This is a genomic window from Nitrospira sp. NS4 (assembly GCF_049546785.1).
Classification (GTDB): Bacteria; Nitrospirota; Nitrospiria; order Nitrospirales; family Nitrospiraceae; genus Nitrospira_D.
Genome location: NZ_JBMWAN010000002.1, coordinates 546,653 through 561,310, shown reverse-complemented (window position 1 = coordinate 561,310; position 14,658 = coordinate 546,653). Strand labels below are relative to the sequence as shown.

The 14,658-nt window shown below is 59.4% G+C and carries 19 protein-coding genes and 1 pseudogene; 5 read left to right on the top strand and 15 right to left on the bottom strand.

What is annotated here, in order from left to right; genetic code table 11:
• Window positions 1-190 precede the first annotated feature (190 nt).
• From ACO9S2_RS07285 to ACO9S2_RS07275, 3 genes are read right to left on the bottom strand one after another with little or no spacing between them, the layout of a single operon-like run.
• Window positions 191-907, bottom strand: coding sequence for a SprT-like domain-containing protein (locus ACO9S2_RS07285; protein ID WP_423721290.1), 717 nt, complete (start codon window positions 905-907; stop codon window positions 191-193).
• A 15-nt stretch (window positions 908-922) separates the two neighbouring features.
• The gene (locus ACO9S2_RS07280) at window positions 923-1,915 is read right to left on the bottom strand and encodes a hypothetical protein (protein WP_423721289.1); all 993 of its coding nucleotides are present in this window, start codon (window positions 1,913-1,915) and stop codon (window positions 923-925) included.
• A complete protein-coding gene (locus tag ACO9S2_RS07275; protein ID WP_423721288.1) occupies window positions 1,899-2,477 on the bottom strand; it encodes a D-sedoheptulose-7-phosphate isomerase in 579 nt (192 codons plus the stop codon). The genes ACO9S2_RS07280 and ACO9S2_RS07275 overlap by 17 nt, the downstream gene beginning before the upstream one ends.
• Window positions 2,478-2,590: 113 nt before the next feature.
• Here ACO9S2_RS07275 and ACO9S2_RS07270 point away from each other — a divergent pair, with 113 nt between their 5' ends.
• The 3 genes from ACO9S2_RS07270 to ACO9S2_RS07260 are packed head-to-tail and all read left to right on the top strand — an operon-like array spanning window position 2,591 to window position 4,692.
• Complete coding sequence (locus tag ACO9S2_RS07270) at window positions 2,591-3,847, top strand: TIGR02710 family CRISPR-associated CARF protein (protein ID WP_423721287.1); 1,257 nt, start codon at window positions 2,591-2,593, stop codon at window positions 3,845-3,847.
• A 52-nt stretch (window positions 3,848-3,899) separates the two neighbouring features.
• Window positions 3,900-4,256, top strand: coding sequence for a four helix bundle protein (locus ACO9S2_RS07265; RefSeq protein ID WP_423721286.1), 357 nt, complete (start codon window positions 3,900-3,902; stop codon window positions 4,254-4,256).
• 37 nt (window positions 4,257-4,293) lie between these two features.
• Entirely contained in the window at window positions 4,294-4,692 is a 399-nt protein-coding gene (locus tag ACO9S2_RS07260) for an acyl-CoA thioesterase (protein WP_423721285.1), read from the top strand.
• Window positions 4,693-5,076: 384 nt separating this feature from the next.
• Here the strand turns inward: ACO9S2_RS07260 and ACO9S2_RS07255 are convergent, their stop codons facing one another.
• From ACO9S2_RS07255 to ACO9S2_RS07215, 9 genes and pseudogenes are all read right to left on the bottom strand, one after another.
• On the bottom strand, window positions 5,077-6,063 hold the full coding sequence (locus tag ACO9S2_RS07255) for a TIR domain-containing protein (protein WP_423721284.1): 987 nt from the start codon (window positions 6,061-6,063) through the stop codon (window positions 5,077-5,079).
• A gap of 86 nt (window positions 6,064-6,149) precedes the next feature.
• The gene (locus tag ACO9S2_RS07250; RefSeq protein WP_423721283.1) at window positions 6,150-6,512 is read right to left on the bottom strand and encodes an STAS/SEC14 domain-containing protein; all 363 of its coding nucleotides are present in this window, start codon (window positions 6,510-6,512) and stop codon (window positions 6,150-6,152) included.
• Window positions 6,513-6,682: 170 nt separating this feature from the next.
• Window positions 6,683-6,973, bottom strand: coding sequence for a helix-turn-helix domain-containing protein (locus tag ACO9S2_RS07245; RefSeq protein ID WP_423721575.1), 291 nt, complete (start codon window positions 6,971-6,973; stop codon window positions 6,683-6,685).
• 36 nt (window positions 6,974-7,009) lie between these two features.
• Window positions 7,010-7,162, bottom strand: a pseudogene (locus tag ACO9S2_RS07240) (transposase); the annotation flags it as partial.
• 208 nt (window positions 7,163-7,370) lie between these two features.
• On the bottom strand, window positions 7,371-7,988 hold the full coding sequence (locus tag ACO9S2_RS07235; RefSeq protein ID WP_423721282.1) for a DUF2971 domain-containing protein: 618 nt from the start codon (window positions 7,986-7,988) through the stop codon (window positions 7,371-7,373).
• 346 nt (window positions 7,989-8,334) lie between these two features.
• A complete protein-coding gene (locus ACO9S2_RS07230; RefSeq protein WP_423721281.1) occupies window positions 8,335-9,051 on the bottom strand; it encodes a hypothetical protein in 717 nt (238 codons plus the stop codon).
• Window positions 9,052-9,348: 297 nt separating this feature from the next.
• On the bottom strand, window positions 9,349-9,588 hold the full coding sequence (locus tag ACO9S2_RS07225; RefSeq protein WP_423721280.1) for an addiction module protein: 240 nt from the start codon (window positions 9,586-9,588) through the stop codon (window positions 9,349-9,351).
• A gap of 479 nt (window positions 9,589-10,067) precedes the next feature.
• On the bottom strand, window positions 10,068-10,355 hold the full coding sequence (locus tag ACO9S2_RS07220; protein WP_423721279.1) for a BrnT family toxin: 288 nt from the start codon (window positions 10,353-10,355) through the stop codon (window positions 10,068-10,070).
• 65 nt (window positions 10,356-10,420) lie between these two features.
• Entirely contained in the window at window positions 10,421-10,711 is a 291-nt protein-coding gene (locus ACO9S2_RS07215) for a thermonuclease family protein (RefSeq protein ID WP_423721278.1), read from the bottom strand.
• A gap of 440 nt (window positions 10,712-11,151) precedes the next feature.
• Between ACO9S2_RS07215 and ACO9S2_RS07210 the strand changes: the two genes are divergently transcribed.
• Window positions 11,152-11,382, top strand: coding sequence for a hypothetical protein (locus ACO9S2_RS07210; protein ID WP_423721277.1), 231 nt, complete (start codon window positions 11,152-11,154; stop codon window positions 11,380-11,382).
• Between the two features lie 169 nt (window positions 11,383-11,551).
• On the opposite strand, the gene hemL is transcribed toward ACO9S2_RS07210, so the two are convergent.
• Window positions 11,552-12,835 carry a glutamate-1-semialdehyde 2,1-aminomutase gene (gene hemL / locus ACO9S2_RS07205; RefSeq protein ID WP_423721276.1) on the bottom strand — a complete coding sequence of 428 codons (1,284 nt, stop codon included), beginning with the start codon at window positions 12,833-12,835 and terminating at the stop codon, window positions 11,552-11,554.
• Window positions 12,836-13,102: 267 nt separating this feature from the next.
• Here hemL and ACO9S2_RS07200 point away from each other — a divergent pair, with 267 nt between their 5' ends.
• Complete coding sequence (locus tag ACO9S2_RS07200; protein WP_423721275.1) at window positions 13,103-13,363, top strand: hypothetical protein; 261 nt, start codon at window positions 13,103-13,105, stop codon at window positions 13,361-13,363.
• Window positions 13,364-13,570: 207 nt separating this feature from the next.
• Here the strand turns inward: ACO9S2_RS07200 and ACO9S2_RS07195 are convergent, their stop codons facing one another.
• Together ACO9S2_RS07195 and ACO9S2_RS07190 are read right to left on the bottom strand one after the other, a co-directional pair.
• Window positions 13,571-14,104, bottom strand: a complete 534-nt coding sequence (locus ACO9S2_RS07195) for a barstar family protein (protein WP_423721274.1) — start codon at window positions 14,102-14,104, stop codon at window positions 13,571-13,573.
• 14 nt (window positions 14,105-14,118) lie between these two features.
• On the bottom strand, window positions 14,119-14,619 hold the full coding sequence (locus tag ACO9S2_RS07190; RefSeq protein WP_423721273.1) for a ribonuclease domain-containing protein: 501 nt from the start codon (window positions 14,617-14,619) through the stop codon (window positions 14,119-14,121).
• Window positions 14,620-14,658 lie beyond the last annotated feature (39 nt).

The following is a 14,658-nucleotide window of genomic DNA, read 5'->3' as shown; positions in this document are numbered from 1 at the left end:
ACCATCCGGGTCCATCGTGAGTTGCTGCCCGAGTCTATCCGGCGTCTGCGCGGTTGGCGGTGACGGATCGCATTGGCCGCAGAGCCGGTCGTCCGGCAAGAACGAGACGGTGGGGCGCTGACTGCGGTCGTGTTGTGTTTCCCGATCAACATCCCGACGCTCAACGGCCGGAGGAGAAGACGAAGGCGGCCTAGGGAACGAGGCTGTCGGAGCCGGTCACCGCGTCCCAATTCAGCGCCAGTTGAGCCGCCGGATGTGGAGTGGAGCAGGCCGGCAGGATGTCCGGTTCGACAGGGGCCGGCGGCGCGGCGGCCGCAGGTTGGCGGCGCGGCAGTTCCTGTAGGGGGCCGCGGCAGGACCCGCATACATGCCGCCGCGGTTCGATGGTTTTGCGCTGGCGGCGATACACCCGTCCGCAGCCTGTGCAGCGCCAGGCAAACCGGGCCAGGGCCAGCACTTCCTTCTGCAGCGAATGGTAGGTCGTAATCGACACCAGCCCGCTGCGATTCATCTCCGTCATCTTCCGCAGAAAATCGGGGCCGTGGTTCGGCTTCCGCTTCAGCACATCGAACTGCCACTGGTGAATCATCTCGTGCGCGAGGGTGTTGAGCAGCTCTTGCTCGGCGTGCGGCGTCCGTTCAGCCAGTTGGGTCAGCAGTGGTTCGGAGAGGCGAATTTCCCGCCTGATCCGATGCGGGGAGATGAGATTCGCCACTCGCGGGCGAGGTCCGCCGCGACTGACAAACATGCCCGCCGAGGAGGTGAGGCGGCGGCTCCATACGATGGCGATTGCCGGCAGGAGTCCGCTGAAATAGCGCTCGTTCAGCGTGTCCCACTCGGCCTGCAATCGGTCAGGGCTCCATTTTATGGAGTCGGGCTGCGGTCTCTCGGGGGAGGGCGTTGTCATGACGCAGGCGCCGGACTAGCGGAATTGCTCAAGGACCGCCGCCGCCAAGAGCGGCAGCATGATTTCATGGTGGCCGGTCAGCTGGTAGCCCTTGCCGCCCTTTTGGGTCGGGCGGCGGACGACATTGGTCAGGGGCCGATAGTGCGACAGGAAATCCATATTGACGGTGGTGATCCTGGCCAAAGGATGGCCGAGGTTCCGGCCTAAGGAGACGGCCTTCAAAAACACTTCCGGCAGAATCACGGCCGATCCCACGTTCAGGTACACGCCGCCTTCCATGCCCGCCACGACGGCGGCGAGCCGGCGAAAATCCAGCAGCGAGGTCGCGCCGGTCGCGGCGCCATCCGCCGAAGGATGCATGTGGATGATGTCGGTGCCGATGGCGACATGGACGGTGACCGGAATGCCGAGCCGTGCGCCGGTCGCCAGAATGCTCGTGGCTTTGTGGCGGAACTGGCCCTGCGCGCGATTGATGTAGTGGCCGACCGCTTCGCCGAGGCCCTGCCCGTTCTCGGCGCCGCGCGCGATGGCCTCATTCAGCAGGCGGCCGGTGTCCTCGGCCATGCCGAAGCGGCCTTCGTCGATTTCGGCATCGACCTCTTCGGACGTGTGGCCCAGCAGCGCAAGCTCGAAATCGTGGATGATCCCGGCGCCGTTCATCGCCACGGCGGTGACGATGCCCCGCTCCATGAGATCGACGAGCAAGGGCGTGAGCCCCACCTTGATCACATGCGCGCCGATGCCCAGGATGACCGGGCGACGCCGGCGGTGGGCCGTCGCGATTGCGGCGGCCACGGCGCGCAGCGTCTTCACGGCCAGAATGTCCGGCAGCGACGCATAGAACCGGGCAAACGAGCCGCCGCGTTGCCAGGGTTGCGCGAAGTCGGAGACCCGCACTTTGCTGTGACGTTTCTTCAGAGGATAGGTCGTGAGATCCGATACATCGATCGGCGGAACCTGTCGGGGCGCCGGGCGCTGCGGGGGAGTCCGGTTAGGACGCGTGGCCAAGGAGTGATTCCTCTACGAGTTCGCACAATACATGGCCGAGCGTGATGTGGCTTTCTTGAATGCGGGCGGTGACGGTCGAGGGCACGACGAACGGATGATCGACGAGTCCCGCCAGCTTCCCGCCGCTGCCGCCGGTCCAGGCGACGGTGATCATCCCGCAGGCGCGGGCCGCCTCGACGCCCTTCAACACGTTCGGTGAATTGCCGCTGGTGCTGATGGCGATGGCGATATCGCCTGGCCGGCCATGGGCGCGCACCTGCCGGGCGAAGAGTTCATCATATCCGTAGTCGTTGGCAATGCAGGTGATGGCGGCGATGTCGGTGGCGAGAGCGAGGGCCGGCAGAGGCTGGCGTTCGCGTTTATAGCGGCCGACAAACTCGGCGGCGATGTGCGCGGCGTCGGTGGCGCTGCCTCCGTTGCCGAACAGCAGCACTTTGCGGCCCTCGCGGAAAGCCGTCACCATCAGGGCGGCGACCCGGGCGATCCGGTCGGCGTGGTCGCGGGCAAACTGCTGTTTCACGTTCGCGCTGTCGGCAAACGCTTTGAGGGCGAAGTCCTTCATGGAGCGGGATTCTAGGCGAGGGCGGGGGTCCTGTCAAACGGGGCGCACAGGTGTCACGGGCTCTTTCAAGGTGATTTGAACAGGCCCGGAGGCAATGTTATAGTCCGCGCGCGATGGCGCACGAACAACCGACAAAAGCTCTCGTGGTGGCGTTCACCGACGACGCGGCGGCCGCCGTCTATGTGATCAATCGTCTCCAGCCTGAGGCGCTCTGCTTTGTCCTGCCGGAGTCGGCGAAAGGGCTGGTGGAGTCGGCCATTCAGCCGAAAATCGAGCATATGCCGCGGCGCTGGGATTGGATCACGCTGACCGACGCGGCCGATGTCAGCGCCTGTCACCATGCCCTGGCGATCGCCCTTCCGGAATTGTTGAGGACGTGGGAGGTGCATCCCGGCGAACTGGTCGTGGATCTCACCGGGGCCACGCCCGCGATGGCCGGATCCCTGACGCTCGTTGCGCTGCCCGCGAGTTCCCGAACGGTGTCGCTCGTACCCTGGAGCGAGGGCCAGGATGGCGATGCGATCGATCTCGGCGGCCGGCAGGTCCGGTGGGTCCAGAGCAATCTCTGGGACGACGTGGCGGCCGTGTCGCGGCGCGAGGCCTCCGAGCTGTTCAATCGGGGATTGTTTTCAGCGTCGGCCCGGGTGTTTCACGAGATCGAAGCCAGAGTCAGCGGCGGGCAGAAGCCGACCTACCGCGCCTTCGCCGATCTCGCAGAGGGATACGATCTCTGGGAGCGTTTCCACTACCGGCAGGCGTGGGACAAATTGAAAACGGCCGCCAAGGCGCTGGAGATGGCCTCCCTCTGGGGCGGGCCGCCGGGATTGAAAGCGGTCTTGCCGGCGATCAAAGCCAATGCGGGATTCCTCGAACGGCTCGTGCTGGATCCCGCCGCGGTCAAGGACTCGCTCGCGACGGATCTGCTCGCCCATGCCGACCGCCGGGTCCACGTGGCCCATGATCCGGAGGGTGCGATGATCGCCCTGGTGCGGGCGCTCGAGGCCTTTGCGCAGCGCCAGCTGTTCAAGCAATACAAAATCAAGAGTTGGGACGTCCAGCCGGAGCAACTTCCGCAGGCGCTTCAGGAAACCTGCCGCACCTGTTGGCTGGAAGACCTCGACGGCAAATACAAGCTGCCGTTGCAGAGTCAGTTCCGCGCCCTCGCCGGACTCGGCGACCAGCTGGGCCAAGCCTTTCTGCGCGACTGGCCCACGATGAAACCGCTCCTCGACGCGGCCCACCATGCCGTGCTCGGCCATGGCTTCGAGCCCATCAAGGCCGAGCGGGTGCATCAGTTGTACGACATCGTCCTCAAGCTCACCGGCGCCGCTGAAAGCTCCTTGCCGAAATTCCCGACGCTGAGCTTGTAGGCGCCGTCGTTCGTGAAACGTGAAGCGTATCTCTTCGGGCCAGGAGAGCCGGATGGAAAGGATACGGAACTTTCGTGACCTTGAGGTGTGGAAGCTCGGTAAAGCCCTGGTTATCCTCGTGTATCAAGTTACCAAAGGATTTCCGCAGCAAGAACTGTATGGGTTAGTTTCTCAGATGCGTCGGGCCGCTGTGTCGATTCCGTCAAACATTGCGGAAGGTTTTAATCGGAAACATAACTCCGAATATAGACAGTTTCTTTATATCGCGCTGGGCTCTTGTGCAGAGCTGGAAACTCACATCGAAATTGCCTGTGACCTGAATCTTCTCACGGGAATTGAGACCGACGATCTCCTGGAACAGCTTGATCACGAGTCCAAGATGCTCAGAAATCTCATCAAACGGCTCTGACGAGATACGCTTCACGAGGTACGAGCGACGAGCTTCTATGGAAATTAGGATCTACTACGAGGACACCGACTGCGGCGGAGTGGTGTACTACGCCAATTACCTGAAGTACTTTGAGCGGGCACGGACGCAATTTCTTGAACAGCGTGGATTCTCCGTTGCGGGATTGATGGAAGAAGGCACGGTGTTCGTCGTCGTGCGAGCGGAAGTGGATTACCGGTCGCCGGCCCGTTATGGCGAGACGATTCTGGTTGAGACGGTCGTGTCCGATGTGACGCCGGCCTCGTTCACGTTCTCCCATGTGTTGCGCGAGAAGACGAGCGGACGTGTGGTGGTCGAAGGTTCGGCGCGATTGGCGGCAACCGATGGCAAGGGGAAAGTGAAACGCCTCGACAAGGGGCTGGTGGCCGCGCTACAGTCTGGCCCGCGCTCTGTTTAAAGCCGTCGTTCGTGAAGCGCGAAACGGAAGCGGCTGTCATGCTTGGCGAGATACGAGAGACGCTTCACGAGAGACGTGTGAGGCGAAGGAGTCACAAAATGGATAAGCTTGGAACCTGGCTGGCCGTCACCGGTGTGGCGATCGGATTCATCGTGCTCGGCTGGTTGCTGTTTTCGGAGAATCCCTCGGACAAGAACAAGAAGAAGCCGTAACTCACCGGCAGTGTTTCCTTTCTTGTCAGTCCTCACCCTCTGAATGGCATCTAACGTGCGACCTACGCGGCACTCACCGGCTTGCCGGCGGTTAGTGTGGCAAGTACTGCTGTTCGTGGATGTATATCGTTGTCCAGCAAGTGTTACGTGTCGGCGCCTCTCTGTGACGATGCTAGAGCCACTCTTTCAATTTCTTGTCAGCGAGTGTCCGCCGCGCTCGCGTATTCTTGTTCTTGCCGGTCATGATCGCGATCTCTTCCGGGGTCGCCCGCTGGAGCGCGACTAACTTAGTCGTCGGCGGCCGCGCCTCGGTCATGCACACGTCCTTGAATTCCCCGCTTCCCTCCTCGATGGTCCCGTTTGCTGAGATCCTGAATTGGATCGAACACTTACCCCCGAACAGCAAGTTCGGTGCGTGGGTATGACGGCCTTCCCAGTAATACTCCAGGATCGGCTCAGGCAGGTGCGCCTGGACTGAGACGAGAATGGTTTCCCACTGGGAGGCGAATGAGCCTCCTTTGCTGAAGCCGTGACCGGTAATCGTCTGACCGGTCCCGTCGTCGGATGGCTCAAACCACATCCAGCTCAGCTTCGTCGTGTCTTTTTCCGACCAGAGGCGTTCCCACCAGCCGCCGGCCACGGCATGGATGAACCCTCGCGTCGTGTGCACCCCGTCGTCCGGCTGACGCAATGCATGTTCGACGTTCCTTTTTAGCTGCAGCCAGCTCTTATCAAAAGCCCGTTGGCGCTTCGTCGTCCAGCGAGACGTCTGGCCCGTGAGGTTTATGACACTCTTGGCCAGGCGCCTGAAATCCTCTTGGTTGAAGTGCGTCATTTGGAACGCCCGCAAGGGCTCAGGGACATCCTTCTCCCGGATGTGGAAGCAGAGCGGGAATAGCCCGCTGCTTCCGGCCGCTTTCCAGATCGCCCCCGCCTCAACCAGCTGCCAGTCGCTCGCAACTCGAGGCGGGGCAAGACACATGAAACCCATATCCGCGTCCTTGAGTTCCTTCGCCAGCTCGGCAAACCAGGGTTTGCCTTTCTGCAGATCGGGGCTGACAAAGGATTGCACCTCAGGAACGACCGCCCCCAGCCACTCCTTCACGGCCTTGGCGATCAGCAACTCGCGGCTTCCGGACCAACTGATGAATGCGTTCATGGATCAGTCTCCGTCTACCATCCGCATGACGAAACGTTCGCCAAAGTCCCCACAAGGATGTCCGGCACATGTTCTGTCCATGTCTCTCACTCGCGCAACCAGGCGAGGGCTGCCTCGCGATCGTTCGCGTTGAAGTGGCGAAACTCGGCTTTGACGAAGTGTTTGGTGATGTGCGGGATGATTGAGAGGACTGCGCTGTCCGAGACCGCCGCGATCTTCGCGATGTGCCGGTGATGGTCGCGAACGAACCGCAGGTGCGACACGAGCGCGGCAAAGCTGTCCCAACCTGGGAACGACGGTGCCTCTATCAGGACGCCGCGCAGCTCTTCTGTTTGTTCGATGTAGGGATCGACGAGTTTTGCAACAGACTCGAAATCACCGGCTTGGATCGGGCCCTGCGGCCGAAGCAGCAGAATGCCTTCCTTGCGCAGTAGTTCATGAGCGAGCATCGAGATCTCCCTTTAGTTGTGATTCCGTGGAGGTAGGAGCAGTCACATTCTGAACTCTCGGCGGTCGCCGCTCAAGGCACTCCACAAGAAAAGAATCCCTTTCCCTCGCTCAAATGACGTGTGGCCTGAGCGGTGACGACTGTTCGGTCGGTCGAACAGAACCAGTGTCCTTATGCAATCCGGAGGAGCAGACGCTTGCCGCAAGCTTTGAGGTATTTTCGTAAGGTCGAAATTGATGGGGAGTGGTTCTCGCTGGCGAGGGCCCGCTCCAGGCGAGCGACGGCGGGGGTGCCCATGCGTTCGGCCACTTGCGCTTGCGTCAGACCCGCTTCTTGCCGCGCCTTGAGCAAGGCGTTGAGCAGTGCGGATTCCTCCCGCTCAATGCGCTCGACCTCCGCGCGTATATCCGGACGACGCATGAGTGTCTTGACGAGTTGATCATGGGAGTACAAGCGGGCCATAGCTAGAAAGACTCCCGGTACATTTTCTGCTTTTTGACAGCGCCAGCCGAACCGATCCACGACCCAGGCCATGGTGCTCAGGAACGTCTCGCGGTCCTCGTCATCGCGAAAGATTCGCTGCCGCGCGTTGCCACGTGAGGTGACGTGATAGAGGGCCCCGGGGAATTCGATGCGCAGCGGACGAGCCATGAGAGATCCTGCATCAACCAAATATAATATTACAAGATGTGACCCCATTTGATGGCCCCCACATTTGAATTGGGATGGCTAACGCATGGTGATAAGCCGGCGGCGAACGGCAAGCGAAGGGCGGCTGTTCTGCCGGTCGGCTTCATCGCGGGGTTCGGCAGCAATGCATCGACCAAGCACCGAAGCTTGAAGCAAACCTTCTCATGGCCTACCGCGGTCGACGTTTCCTGCTCTTATGTGTGCCCTCTCCAGTCGTACACGCCTGTTGCTTCGGTATTGGACTGAACTCCAGCCCATATCGGCGTGGACTCAAGCTTGCCTGCACTAAACGCACATGAGCAAAGGCCGGTAGCTCGCGGCATTGCATCAGCATCTTGCGATCAGCGACAGAGATTCGTGCGCCGAGGATGATAGAGGAAATTGCGGTATGGGGAACTTCGAACAGCTGCACGTGACTTGTAGGCGTTGACAGTGTCTTTGTCGCTTTATCCAGCCGCAATACAAGTCGCCATTCGCCTTCGTAGGACCATTCAGCGCCCTTAGCGAAATAATTATCGATCGGGTTAGACTGCAGCGATATGGTGGGCCGCTCGTCACTGTAGGTAATTTTGCGCACGACCCCGACACCTACTTCCCCGGGATTTGCCGTCCCCTGATTGAACCACGCGTGCGAGACGTCGAACTCCACGACGAACCCCTTGTGATCGCTCGCGTAGTGGGCCCACATGAGGAGACTGTCATACCTCTCAGACAAGCAAAGAACACCATAGGTGATGCTCAGGTATTCTTGAAGGAGGCCACGGCGGTTGAAGAGACTATCGGCCATTCGTTCCCCGAGCGCATGTATGTCCGACAACACACTTCCAAGAGTTCCGGGACGCGGCTTTGCAGCATTTGTGGCTCGTTTTGTGCGAAATACCGACTCGACGACTGGCAACATGTCGAAAGGATCGTTGAATGCAGTCGGAGGCGTTAGCCGAACCAGTCGGTGGTGAACGAAGTCAACGCGGTCATTGGGAAAGAACTTGTACAGCCTCATGCCTATTGGGGGCCGACTCTGTAGCCCAGTCGTCCCGCATGTATCGTGCAGTCATTTCGTCGATGACGCCGAACGGTTGAGGTAAGGGGCACGGAGCCGGCTTGCCGGCGGAGCGTCCCTCTTGACCGAGAGGTTAGACACCGCGGAGATAGCCATCGACAACGCCCCAAGTTGCCGTGAATAGTTTCGCGCGGTCTTCTGAACTGCCTCCCGCCGCCTCACCGTGACGTAAAGGATCGGCGGCTACCTTGATTTGGCGGAGAACCTCCTCTGTACATCCCGAAACTTCACGAAACTTCTCCCACTGCGCGGTTTTGCTTGCACCAGACAGATTGTGTTCTGCAGCACAGTGGTGACGCAGAGATTCAATTGCCCTGTAGCAGTAGAAGGCAGTGTCGTCAGCATGTTTCATTGAAGCCGTAAGATCGGAGAAGCAGCGATTCAGAAACATTCCGTTCGGGCCAATAGTCTTCTCACGAAGGCTTGCCAAGGCAACGGCTAAATCAATATCTTTGTTTCGCTCCGCAAGGCAGGGAATGTCAATGCCAAAAACGTAATCGATTTCGCGGCTTTGATTTAGGACGCGGGTTACCTCGAAATCGTAGGCGTAGCCCATGAGATAGCCAACCATAGCCAGATGATTTTGGACAATGTTCTTGACGAGATTCCGAAGGTCGAAGATATCCCAGTTGTGCTCGCTTTCAACAGTGACAGCAGTCTGGTTCAGGATGATGCTTACCTTCGCTGTGCCTTCAACTCCGGAAGCGATGTGAGAAAAGCCGACACTGAATTGAAGTGTTAGCTGGGCTCTTTCGGGTAGCACAACTCCATAGAAGAGATACGGTTCCATGGCGTCGGTGTCTAACTAATAAGTCTGTTGCAGGCTACCCGTGCAACATAGCGCGGGAACCTACGCAGCTCACTGGACGGCAAGTCTAAAAGGAAATCCGACTCTTATCAAGAGATCGTTCCCTGTTGTTGTTCGAGATAGACTGCGAATCCTGCAGTCTATCCGGCGATCAGCCCGCAGTATTGGATCAGGCCGTTTTTGTTCAGTCGGATTACTGGGCGTTGTACCACAGGGTTGCTGCTTCGATAACAAGTTCAGCCCAGGGCTGGAAGATGACTCGGTGCGTCATCGGTGAGGTCAGCGATCCCGAATCTTCTGTTCGATATCTTTCCGTAAATCCGCCCAAAGCCGACCTGGGGTTGGATTCATCTGGTAGGCCTCCAGGCGTTCACGGATGACGCGTGTGTGCCACTCCGGCACAGGGATTTGGTCGGGGCTTGCGGCAATCCGATCCCACAGCGCCTGCACGTAATCGATTTGTTCGGCAACCGGGAGTTTGTCGAATTCAGGCGGAGGGGAGGGGAGTGTCTTCGCCACGGTGAGTCCTCCTAGTCGTTGCCAGTATAGCGCAACCTGCGTACCATGCAAAACGGGAATTCAGAGAGCGCTACAACTTGCACTGCGTTGACACACTCTACTGACTACTCAGCCACAAAATTGAGCGACCTGAGATCGCCTTTGATTCTTTGAGAACTCTTCGCAGGCTGTTCAGAAGGCCTACCCAGCAAGGCCGCAATCAACGAAGGCAGGTCGCGGCGACGGCGGATTTTATCAACAGCTCCGGTAATCGTCAGCTTGCTTGCGCTCGCTTGTGTCGGCGTTCAGGTAGCGTCGAAATGACGGAGCGAAGGAAGGAGTTGACAGCATCGGACGAACGAAAGACCTCCGCAACATCGGGATCGAGGATCACTGCGATCGCACCTTTCTTGATACGAGTCGCAAACCGATTCGGTTTCGCTTTTGCGTAGTCGAACCGGTATTCTGCTCGCATCTCATCCTTAGGTTTGCGCGGTCGTTTAGGGCTTTCCTCTTTCTTCATAATCCTGACGTTCCAGTTTCGTCGCTTTTCTGGCGCTGAAAAGACGGATCACATGGTTACTTTCAATAAAGCACGCGAGCAGCAGCCGTTGTTTTCGAGACAGCCCGATAATGATTTCCCTGAACTCTGAAACCGAATGATCCGGGTCGTCGAGGATACCTGCGAGCGGATCGGCGAAGACAGTTGTTGCCTCTTCGAACGATACTCCGTGTTTGACTCGGTTCGTGAGCGCCTTGCGTGCGTCCCACTCAAACCTCAGTTTCATCCGGCGGCCTCACATTACCATAGCTGTCGTTTTCTTGTCCTGCCGTTGAGCCACGGGTGACAGAATCACGATCCCGGCTTTGCAAATCCTTCACTCCGCAGCACCTCCGCCACATTCCTCCCGTTCACAAACACGTCGGCGACGGTGCGGCCGTAGACATCCTGCCCGTGGGGTACGATGCGAATGGGGCCGTCGTGCAGCAGTTGCTCCAGCCGCTGTTTCGCCTCCAGACCGCCCGGCTCCGATAACTCCGGCGTGTCGAGGCCTCGGAGCCGGATCCGCTGGGATCCTACCCGAAGCGTATCGCCATCAATAGTGTGGATAGGCTGGTTGGCCGGCATTCTCGGTCTGGCCATCCGTCCGAGCACGGAAGGCCGGACCTGTTTCTGGGAAGGTGTGATCTTGTAACGGCCCTTGGGAAATCGATGGGGGCGGCTCCCTGGAGGATGATGCCGGCGAGAGGGTTGTCGATAGGGTTGTAAGGTGGATGGAAGAGGAGCGGAATCGTTTGCCGACGGGCTCCAGCAGAGGTCGCACTTCTGTTGAAAAGTCGAATCGCTATTGGAAGTCGAGAGCCGCGCGGCCTGGGCACTTTCCCACGCCGGAACAATGCTATTCAGACAGAGGACAAGGCAGGCGAGAAGGAAGGCTGTTTGGCGCCGCATGCCTGGATCGGCATCGCACAGCCCGTGCCAGAAGCGGTTCGGTTGACAACGGGGAAAACGGCGTGGCATTTTCAGAGCCGACAGTCGATGGCTGATAGCTCATAAGCGACATCGTCGCGGAGGGATAGATCATGGAAATGTTTGGTCGAGTCGGCTTGGTGGAAGTCCCGATTCTGATCGCCCCGGATCAGAAGGTGTGGATGGATAAGATGATCAAGGAAGGCAAGATCGCGATTCCCCCGGGCGGCACGCTCGAAAAAGGCTCGCTCTATTCGATGTTTATCCGCATGCTGCTCCATAACGCGATGGAGGAGCAGAAGCGTCAGGAGGCGCTGGAAGCGGACGACGAGGACGACGAATAGAGAAGCTCTTGAAAACGCCCGCCAGCGTCGTTCTCGCTTCGCTCACGGGCTCAACGTACTAGCGTCGCTGCGGCCTTGCTGGACGATCGTTTTGATCAACCCGCAAGGCCGCAGCTGTATCGAATCGGCAGCTTTCTTGTATCTGGCGAGATACGAACGACGGTCGAGTTTAGAGGCTCTTAAAGGCTGAATGCGCGGCCCGGATGGTCTTTTCGATATCCTGAAAAGTGTGGGCGGTGGAGAGGAACGCGGCTTCGAATTGTGACGGAGCCAGATAGACGCCCTGCTCGAGCATCTTGTGGAAGAACTGGCCGTAGCGTTTGGTGTCGGACTGCTTCACGGTATTCCAATCGGTCACCGGGCCTGAGACGAAGAACGAAGTGAGCATGGAACCCACGCGCGTCTGCGTGAGGGGAATGCCGGCCTTCTTCGCCGCTTCGCCGATACCCTTCGCGAGGGCGGCCGATAGGGTCTCGAGCTTCTTGTAGACGCCCTTCTTTTTCAACTGCTTCAGCGTTTCAATGCCTGCGGAGACCGCCAGTGGGTTGCCCGAGAGGGTGCCCGCCTGGTAGACCGGCCCCGACGGGGCGATCAAGTCCATAATCTCTTTCCGTCCGCCATAGGCACCGACCGGCAAGCCCCCGCCGATGATTTTTCCTAGGATGGTGAGATCCGGCTTGATGCCGTAGAGCCCTTGCGCGCCTCCGAATCCCACACGGAATCCGGAAATCACTTCGTCGAACACGAGCAGGATGTCATTTTCTTCCGTCAACCGGCGCAACCCGGACAAGAACTCCGGCGCCGGCGGCACGACCCCCATGTTCCCCGCGATCGGTTCCAGGATGATGCAGGCCAGGTTCCGGCGCTGTCCGGCGATAATTTTCCGAACGGCTTCGATGTCGTTGTACGGGGCGGTGAGGGTGTGTTTGGCAAAATCTTCCGGGACGCCGGGAGAATCGGGAATGCCTAAGGTGGCAAGCCCGGACCCGGCCTTGGCCAGCAGGTAGTCGCTGTGCCCGTGATAGCACCCCTCGAATTTCAAGATGTTGTCCCGCTTCGTGAAGCCGCGGGCCACGCGAATGGCGCTCATCACCGCTTCGGTGCCGGAGCTGACCAGGCGGACCTTTTCCATCGACGGGAAGGCATCGCGGATCATGCGGGCGAGCGTGACTTCCAGTTCCGTCGGCGCGCCATAGCTGGTGCCGTTGTCGGCGGCTTTCTTGATCACGCGGGTGACGGCGGGATTTGCATGTCCCAGGATCATCGGGCCCCACGACAGCACATAGTCGAGATAGGTGTTGCCGTCGACGTCGTAGAGCCTGGCGCCTTTTGCGCGTTTGATGAACCGTGGCTGTCCGCCGACCGAACGGAAGGCGCGAACGGGGCTGTTCACCCCACCGGGAATGAGCTGCTGAGCGTCGGCAAAGAGTTTCGCGGAGCGGCTGGTCTTCATAATGGGGGCGCACCCTAACATGCTCTCTCGTGCCGGTCAAGGAAGTCTCAGTCGAATTGAGAGAGATGCCGAGGAACGCCCCATGTGGGGACAAAAAGTGTCACAAAAGGATACGCCCGGCCGATTGGATACAACGACAGAGTCATTGCAGGCCGTGAGGAATGTGGATTCTGGCCATATTCTGAAGGCCGGCGATCTCTCACGTTACGGCCCGACTCTTGCTGTTGTTACGAGTACTTGTTTGGTTTTTTCTCTAAGGGAGCTGGTATGACGATCGTCTGTTCATGGTGTCGGCAGGAGGGACAAGCCGCCATCGTTGGAGAAAAGGCCCCTTTCGAGGATCGGCGGGAAACTCACGGAATCTGCAAGGCCCATCGCATCCAGGTGCGGGCCAGCTGGAATGAGTTACTCCGTTCAACGCGACCGGGCGATACCTCCGCCGCGCAGGAAATGAGCGGGTATGTCGTGCGTTCCGCCTCCCATTTCTGGAGCAGTCTGCTGACTCTTTCCCGTAAAGCCGGCCTCTAGGGGCAGCGTCTCACCAAAGCCGGATGTTTGTACAGCATCCCGCTCAGCGGCCTTGAATTTGCCATCCGGCGTTCAGTTGTCTGCCTGGCGTCTGCTCACACGATTGTAGGTTAATGGCAGACCACGTCCCTATGTACGGATTCCGGTTTCTGCCGCCGGAAGGAAATCAGCGGATAGCGTGGTCCGCGGTCCAGCTGATCAAACAGGCTAGGAGGATTTCTTCCGCGACGGTTTCTGATGTGGAGCTTGCGTGTTCCCCGTCGGTGCTGTTTCAAGGTCCCAATGGGCTCGCCTGAGCCGTTCCTGTTCCGACACCGCAAAGAGGGCATGAAAAGGAACTGCTTGCGACCCTCCGGCCTGTCCTTTGCTCCACGCTTCGCCGGCGTCGCTCAGAATCTCCAACAGGGTCTCGTATTCCTCCTCATCCTCGGGAATGACCGCCTGCGCGTCTGTGATGAGCAACACATAGCCTTTGGCCGGCAGCCATTCCAGATCCGCGAGACATTCCTCCATCGCATCCCAGTTGTGGCCGAAGTAGTCGGGAAAGCCAAGGGCCCGCGCGAATTCGGCAAAGACGCCTGCCGGTGTCGAGCATTTCTTCCCGTTGATGACGCGGAGCGCGAATCCGGGCGGGGCCTTCACCAGGCCGGCCGCGGTTTTTCCCGCCGGCACCACGAGCAAGGACGACCAGGGGGGCTTCGGAGTTTGAAGATAACCGGCCAAGGTGTGGGATTGCGTCATGGGTTCCTTCGGTTCTAGTTGAGGGGAGTAAACGACCGGTAATGGTCGCCCGTATAGTAGGCCTTGCCCGTGCGTTGCTCGATCACAATTCGTTCCGCGTCGCGCGAACGGCCCCGGATCTTCGGGTTCACGTCATATTCCCGGTACCGGCCGGGAGGCAACCGCCGCTCACGGTTTTTGAAGTCCCGGCCTCCGACATAACCGGGCAGGGGAACACCCTGTCGATCCTGCAGGATCCGGAGCAGATCGCGCGCTTTCTGGGGCGCGTTCTCCTGCGAGGGCTGCAGGACCTGTTCCGATGCGAGTGCGCCTGCGGAGGTGTCTGGCGCCGGCGCAGCGAGCGCAATCAGCCCGAGAAAGAAACACGCGAAGAGCGGACCGGCAACACGGTGAAGCCATCGATTCCAACACACGGAGAGTATGTCCTTGTCCTGCGGGAGGTAAATGACCGTACCACGCAGGCCGGAGCAGGTCAAACGAGCCGGATTCTGTTCGGGCAAGTCCTTTGCGGTCATCCAATGCCTGGGTTAGAATGTCTTCCTATGCTGGATATG